This is a genomic window from Sulfitobacter sp. HI0040, assembly GCF_001634885.1.
Taxonomy (GTDB): domain Bacteria; phylum Pseudomonadota; class Alphaproteobacteria; order Rhodobacterales; family Rhodobacteraceae; genus Sulfitobacter.
Window position 1 is genome coordinate 1 of record NZ_LWEX01000095.1, and the last position, 6,064, is coordinate 6,064.

5 protein-coding genes are annotated in these 6,064 nt (G+C 66.7%); 1 reads left to right on the plus strand and 4 read right to left on the minus strand.

Annotation, left to right across the window (positions count from 1 at the left end; genetic code table 11):
• The coding region (locus A3728_RS07440; protein WP_150120682.1) for a DUF3179 domain-containing (seleno)protein at positions 1 to 289 on the plus strand (289 nt) is incomplete at its 5' end.
• A gap of 96 nt (positions 290 to 385) precedes the next feature.
• Here the strand turns inward: A3728_RS07440 and A3728_RS07445 are convergent.
• From A3728_RS07445 to bcp, 4 genes are all read right to left on the minus strand, one after another.
• Positions 386 to 907 carry a bactofilin family protein gene (locus A3728_RS07445; RefSeq protein WP_067921659.1) on the minus strand — a complete coding sequence of 174 codons (522 nt, stop codon included), beginning with the start codon at positions 905 to 907 and terminating at the stop codon, positions 386 to 388.
• A complete protein-coding gene (locus tag A3728_RS07450; RefSeq protein ID WP_067921667.1) occupies positions 897 to 2,225 on the minus strand; it encodes a M23 family metallopeptidase in 1,329 nt (442 codons plus the stop codon). The genes A3728_RS07445 and A3728_RS07450 overlap by 11 nt, the downstream gene beginning before the upstream one ends.
• 182 nt (positions 2,226 to 2,407) lie before the next feature.
• Positions 2,408 to 3,220 carry a ferritin-like domain-containing protein gene (locus A3728_RS07455; protein WP_067921668.1) on the minus strand — a complete coding sequence of 271 codons (813 nt, stop codon included), beginning with the start codon at positions 3,218 to 3,220 and terminating at the stop codon, positions 2,408 to 2,410.
• Positions 3,217 to 3,678: a thioredoxin-dependent thiol peroxidase gene (bcp, locus tag A3728_RS07460; protein WP_067921671.1), complete on the minus strand. Its 462-nt coding sequence runs from the start codon at positions 3,676 to 3,678 to the stop codon at positions 3,217 to 3,219. Before bcp ends, A3728_RS07455 begins: the two co-directional genes overlap by 4 nt.
• Positions 3,679 to 6,064 lie beyond the last annotated feature (2,386 nt).

Genomic DNA, 6,064 nt, shown 5'->3' on the forward strand with positions numbered 1-6,064 from the left:
AGCACCGCCCCACGGGATCGAACCGCTTTCCCGCGTCGTGCGGGTGGGGGACCGGGCCTGGCCGCTGGACCGTCTGTCGAAGGAGCAGCAGATCTCTGAAGCCGGTGTGCAGATCAGCTGGCAGGCGGGACAGGCCTCCGCCCTGGATTCGGCCGAGATCGACAAAGGCAAGGACGTGGGCAGCATCCGCGTACGCGACGCGCAGGGCCGCGATCTTCCCCATGACGTGATGTTCGCCTTTGCCTTCGATGCCTTCTGGCCCGAAGGCGAATGGATGCTCGGCCGCTGAGGGCGCGCGCCCCGTTTGCGCGGGGAGAGTTGGTTCAGAACGAGAAAGGCCCGGAACGTCGGTTCCGGGCCTTCTGCGTCAGCGTGGCTGAATATCTCAGGATGCCGGGTTCGGCTTTTGCGCGGGGGCCGATTTGGCACCGGGGTTCAGCGGGTCGTCCTGCCGCTGCACGGAGCCTTCGAAATGCGCACCGCTTTCGATCGCGATGGTCTTGTGAATGATGTCGCCTTCGACCCGGGCGGAGGAGGTCAGGCGAACCTTCAACCCACGCACGCGGCCCACGATACGCCCGTTGATGACCACGTCATCGGCAATCACCTCACCCTTTATGGTGGCGGATTCACCGATGGTCAGCAGATGCGCGCGGATGTCGCCTTCGACGGTGCCTTCGATCTGGATGTCGCCCGTCGTCTTCATGTTGCCGGTGATATGCAGGTCGGAGGACAGGACGGACGCGGGCGGCTTGGCCTTGGGCGCGCTGGATTTGTAATCGCTGGACGAGCCGGTGGAAGAAGCGGCGCTGCCCGAGGAAGACGCAGGCGCGGAGGACGGAGGCGTCGATGTCTTGGTGTTTTCGGTGTTCTTCGCGGGTTCGTTGATTTTGCTTTTAGAAAACATCGTTTGCAGCCTTGATATAGATCATTGGGTTTACAGCCTTGCCACCTACACGGACTTCATAGTGCAAATGGACGCCAGTGACCCGTCCGGACGCTCCCATATCACCGATATGCTGCCCGCGCGAGACCCTTTGGCCGACTTTTACACGTAGCTTGGACATGTGAGCATAGCGTGTTTCGATACCGAATTCATGCTGAATCTTGACCAGCCGGCCATAGCCCGACTGCCAGCCTGAATGGGTGACGACGCCATCGGCGGTTGCATAAAGCGGGGTGCCCATGCCTGCGGCGAAATCCACGCCGGAGTGCATCCGCCGCCCGCCGGTCTTGGGGTCGCGCCGGTAGCCGAACTGGCTGGTGAACCGAAAGGCGCTTTTCACGGGGTTGGCGAAGGGCGCCTTGGCGGCGGCGATTCGGTAGAGGTTCAGCCGGTCCATCTGGTCGAGCAGCCGGTTCGCACGCAGTGTATCCGGCGTGGGTTCCTCCCCCCGGGTGGAGAAGGACAGCGGTGTCATCGGGCCGCCCTGACCGGAATAGCCGCGTTTGACCGTGGCGATGATGCGGTCCGTGGGCATGCCGGCGCTGCGGAACATCTTGTCCAGCGGGGCGACCGAGACGGTCATCGCCTCTTCGAGCTGGCGGAAGATCGTGTCGTTCCGCTCGCGCATCACGGCGATCTGGTGGGCCATCTCATCGGCGTGGAGCAATGCCTCCTGCGCGTCGGCGATCACCTTGTCCCGCTCCGCCGCGGTTTCGGCCAGCGCGTCGGACAGGAAATTGAGCGAAACGTTGGAGGCGGCGGTCTGCAGGGTGCCGTTGCCCGATTCCTCGATGGAGGTTTCCAGCGCCGCAAGCTGGCCCCGCGCCGTCTCCCGCTCCTTCATGGTGGAGCGCAGCGTGCTCTGGATCACGCCGATGCCGGTTTCCAACTCCCGGCGGCGGGTTTCCGATGACAGCAGTTCCGACTGCATGACGGAGATCTGCTTGAGCGCGGCATTGAAGCGTTCCTGTGCGGCGAGCGCTTCTTCGGCGCGCAGGTCGCGCTGGGAGGAAAGTTCGTTCAGGCGGGCCTGATAGGTGCGCTGGTCCCGCTTGGCCTGTTCGCGGAAATTGCCCGAGCCGATGCTGTCCATCAGGATCACGGCGGTGGCGATGATGGCCCAGGCCACGAGCGCTGCACTGCCCGCAAAGACGGCAAGCTGGGTCGACGGGCGCAGGCGGATGAATCGGGTGTCGGTATCGGATTTGAGGAAGACGCGGCGTTCGGGAAAGAAATGCTCCAACAGAGCATGTGTCTTGATGGCAAGCCTTGTGCGCACGTTTCTTTCCTTTGTCCGTCCCTGCTGGGCGTTACGGTCCCACTCGTCGCGCCCGGTTCCATGTTGCATATCCAGTGGACCCCCATCGGGCAACCCTGTTGCTTGCTGCCGGTACGTCACGGGGAGCGAATCCGCCCATCCGGCAAAAATCCGCCGATACCAAGGGTTTGGCCCACGCAGCCTTACTGAGGTTCCGTCAACGGCCAGTAAAAGTCCGGCGGAATCCCCGCTTCGGCCCGCTTTTCCTCGTTGAAGGGGGGCTTGAGCGCGCCGTGAAAATAGCGCCGGACAAGGGCGTGAAACCGGTCCTTCGGGTCCACGTCTTCCCGCCCGCAGAGAAAATGAAACCACTTGCTGCCGTAGGCCACGTGGGAAACCTCCTCGGCATAGATCGTCTCAAGTGCTGCGACGGCATCCGATTCCCCGGCCTTGCGGAAGATCTCGATCATGCCCGGCGTCACGTCGAGGCCGCGCGCCTCCAGCACCATGGGCACCACGGCGAGGCGGCCCATCAGATCCTCTGCCGTGTCCTGCGCCGCGCGCCACATGCCGGCATGGGCGGGCAGGGCGCCGTAATGGCTGCCCATCGCCTCGAGGCAGTCGCACATCAGGTTGAAATGTTTCGATTCCTCGTCCGCGGCCTTCACCCAGTCGTCGAAGAACCCCATCGGCAGGCGCACGTGAGAAAAACGTGCGATGATGTCCCAGTGCAGGTCCACGGCATTGAGTTCGATATGTGCCACCGCATGCAGCAGGGCGATGCGGCCCTCTGGCGTGCCGGGGCGGCGGCGCGGCACCTCCCGCGGGCTGAGCAGTTCGGGCCGCGCGGGCCGGGCCGGATGATCCGGCGGGTCGGCTCGCCCCACGGGCGGGGTTTCGCCCCGGGCGCGGGCCGCCTGCCAGCGCGCGGCGAACTCACGGGACAGGGCGGTCTTTTCGCGCCCGTCGGCACAACGCAGGACGGCTTCGGCCTGTTCGGCAAGCGCGGCGGTCAAAGCGCCTGAACCGCTTGCAGCACTTCATCAACGTGGCCGGGCACCTTCACCTTGCGCCAGACCCGGGCGATCCGGCCCTTGGCGTCGATCAGAAAGGTGGCGCGCTCGATGCCCATGGTTTTCTTGCCGTACATGTTCTTTTCGACCCAGACGCCATAGTCTTCGCAGACCGTGCCGTCGCTGTCCGACAGCAGGGTGATCGTCAGCCCGTGCTTGGCAGTGAACTTGTCGTGTTTGTCGATGCTGTCGCGCGAGATGCCCAGCACATGGGCCCCGGCGGCGCGGAACGCCTCTTGCCGTTCGGAAAAGCCGATGGCCTCTTTGGTGCAGCCCGGTGTGTCGTCCCGCGGATAGAAATAGACCACCACAGGCGCGCCGCGCAGGTCGGACAGGGTCACATCCTGCCCCCCGGTGGCGGGCAGCGTGAAATCGGGGGCCTCGTCGTGGGTCTCTGGCATGAAATCTTTTCCGTTTCGTGATTGTGTCGCTCTCCGTTTCGCTTGATGCGCCGGAGCAGGCTGACATACTAGGCCGGACCGCGCGGGATTAAACCCCCGGCGCAGCGGGTGTCGCGCGGTCCGGTAACAGGCAACGGCGGCGGTGGTATGGCGCAGAACGGCCCGCACACGGCAGGGGAAGGCCGCCGCGCGCGGCGGCGCGGGTTGCGCCGCGCGGGCCTGTGGCTGCTGGCCGTGGTGCTGAGCCTTGCCGCCATGGGGGCGCTGGCGCTCATCGCGCTGACGGGCCGCCCGCTCAGCGCGCCGGAGTGGCTGGAAACCCGGATCGAAGAGCGCCTTGCAGAGGCGCTGCCGCAGGCCCGGGTGACTTTCGGCGACATCGTCCTGATTATGGATGAAGGCTGGCGGCCCCGCATCCGGCTGAGCCAGATCGACGTGCGCAGCCCCGGCGGCGGCGACATCGTGCGCTTCAACGAGGTGAAGGCCAGCCTGTCGTTGCCCGCCCTGCTGGACGGCCAGTTGCAACCGCGCGAGGTTGCCTTGTCGGGGATCTTCCTGCGCCTGCGCCGGGGCCTTGATGGCCGGGTGAGCCTGAGCGCCGGGCCGGGTGCCGCGCCACGCGTGAGGCAGGCGGCAACGCTGCCGGAACTGGTGGGCCAGATCGACGCGCTGTTCGACGCGCCGGCACTGTCCGCGCTGCGGCAGGTGTCGCTGCGGGCCTTGACCCTGCGGTACGAAGACGCCCGCACAAAACGCGGCTGGACGGTGGACGGCGGGCGGATGCAGCTTCGGCGCGATGGCGATGCGCTGGCCCTGTCGACCAGCCTTGCACTGCTCAGCGGGCGGGCGGGGGTTGCGACGCTCTCGGCCAGCTACACCACCCGGCTGGGTACGGCGGAGGCCCAATTCGGCGTTTCCTTCGACGATATCGCCGCCGCCGACATCGCCGCACAGGGCCCGGCCTTCGCGTGGCTGGGCGCGCTCGACGCGCCGATCTCGGGCTCGGTGCGCAGCGGATTGACGGCGGCGGGGCGGCTGGAGCCGCTCAATGCGGCGCTGGAAATCGGGGCGGGCGCACTGCAGCCCGAGCCGGGCACCGCGCCGATCCCCTTCGACGGGGCGCGCAGTTATTTCGTCTACGACCCGGAGGCGCAGCTTTTGCGGTTCGATGACCTGTCGGTCCGCAGCCCGTGGGTCAGCGGGCGGATGACCGGCGAGGCCCAGTTGGAAGGGATCGCCGCGGGAAGGCTCGACCGGCTGATCGCCCAGTTGCAACTGCGCGGCATCGTGACCAATCCGGCGGATCTCTATGCCGCGCCGGTATCGCTCGCCGGTGCGGATGTGGACCTGCAGCTTCAGCTCGATCCGTTCCGCCTGCGGCTGGGCCGCCTGCAGATCGACGATGGCGGCAGTACGCTCACCGTCGAAGGGCAAGCCGAAGCCGGGTCCGACGGATGGAATGTGTCGGTGGACGCGGGGCTCGATACGATCACGCCGCCCCGGCTGCTGGAGCTTTGGCCGACGCAGGCCAAGCCAAAGACGCGCCGCTGGCTGGAGGAGAACCTCAAGGGCGGGCAACTCAGCAATGTGGACGTGGCGGTGCGCCTCGCCCCCGGGGCCGGGCCGCGCACCTATCTGGCCTTCGAATACGCGGATGCCGAGGTGCGCTTCATGAAGACGATGCCCCATGTTCAGGATGCCCACGGCCACGCCAGCCTGCTCGACAACCGTTTCGTGCTGGGGCTGGACGCGGGCCGCGTGATCGCGCCGCAGGGCGGGGCGGTGAACATCGCGGGGTCTTCGTTCATCATGCCCGATGTACGGGTGAAGGGCGGGCCGCCCGCCGTGGTGCGCCTGCACACCGAATCGACCGTCACGGCGGCGCTGTCGCTGCTGAACCAGCCGCCCATGCGGGTGATGGACAAGGTGAAGCTGCCCGTGACGCTTGCCGACGGGCGTGCCGAGCTTGATGGCACACTGTCCTTCCCACTGCGCAAGGGCGGCAAGCCCGAGGATGTGACCTATCACTTCGACGGCACGCTGTCGGACCTGTCCAGCGACACGCTGGTCAAGGACCGGACCCTTCGGGTGCCAAGCATGACGCTGGCGGCGACGAACGAGCGGCTGACCATCGCGGGGGAAGGGCGACTCGACGGGATCGGCTTTGACGCGCGCTGGTCCCAGCGGATCGGGCCGGGGTCGGACAGCAGCACGCTCACGGGGCAGATCGCGCTGTCGCCGCATACGTTGGAGGCTTTCGGGATCCTGCTGCCCCCGGGCAGTGTTTCGGGGGAGGGCAAGGCCGACATCTCGCTCGCGCTGAAACGCGGCAGGCCGCCNGCGTNCGACGTGAGGGTGAACGCAGGCGGCCTGCGTATCGAGGTGC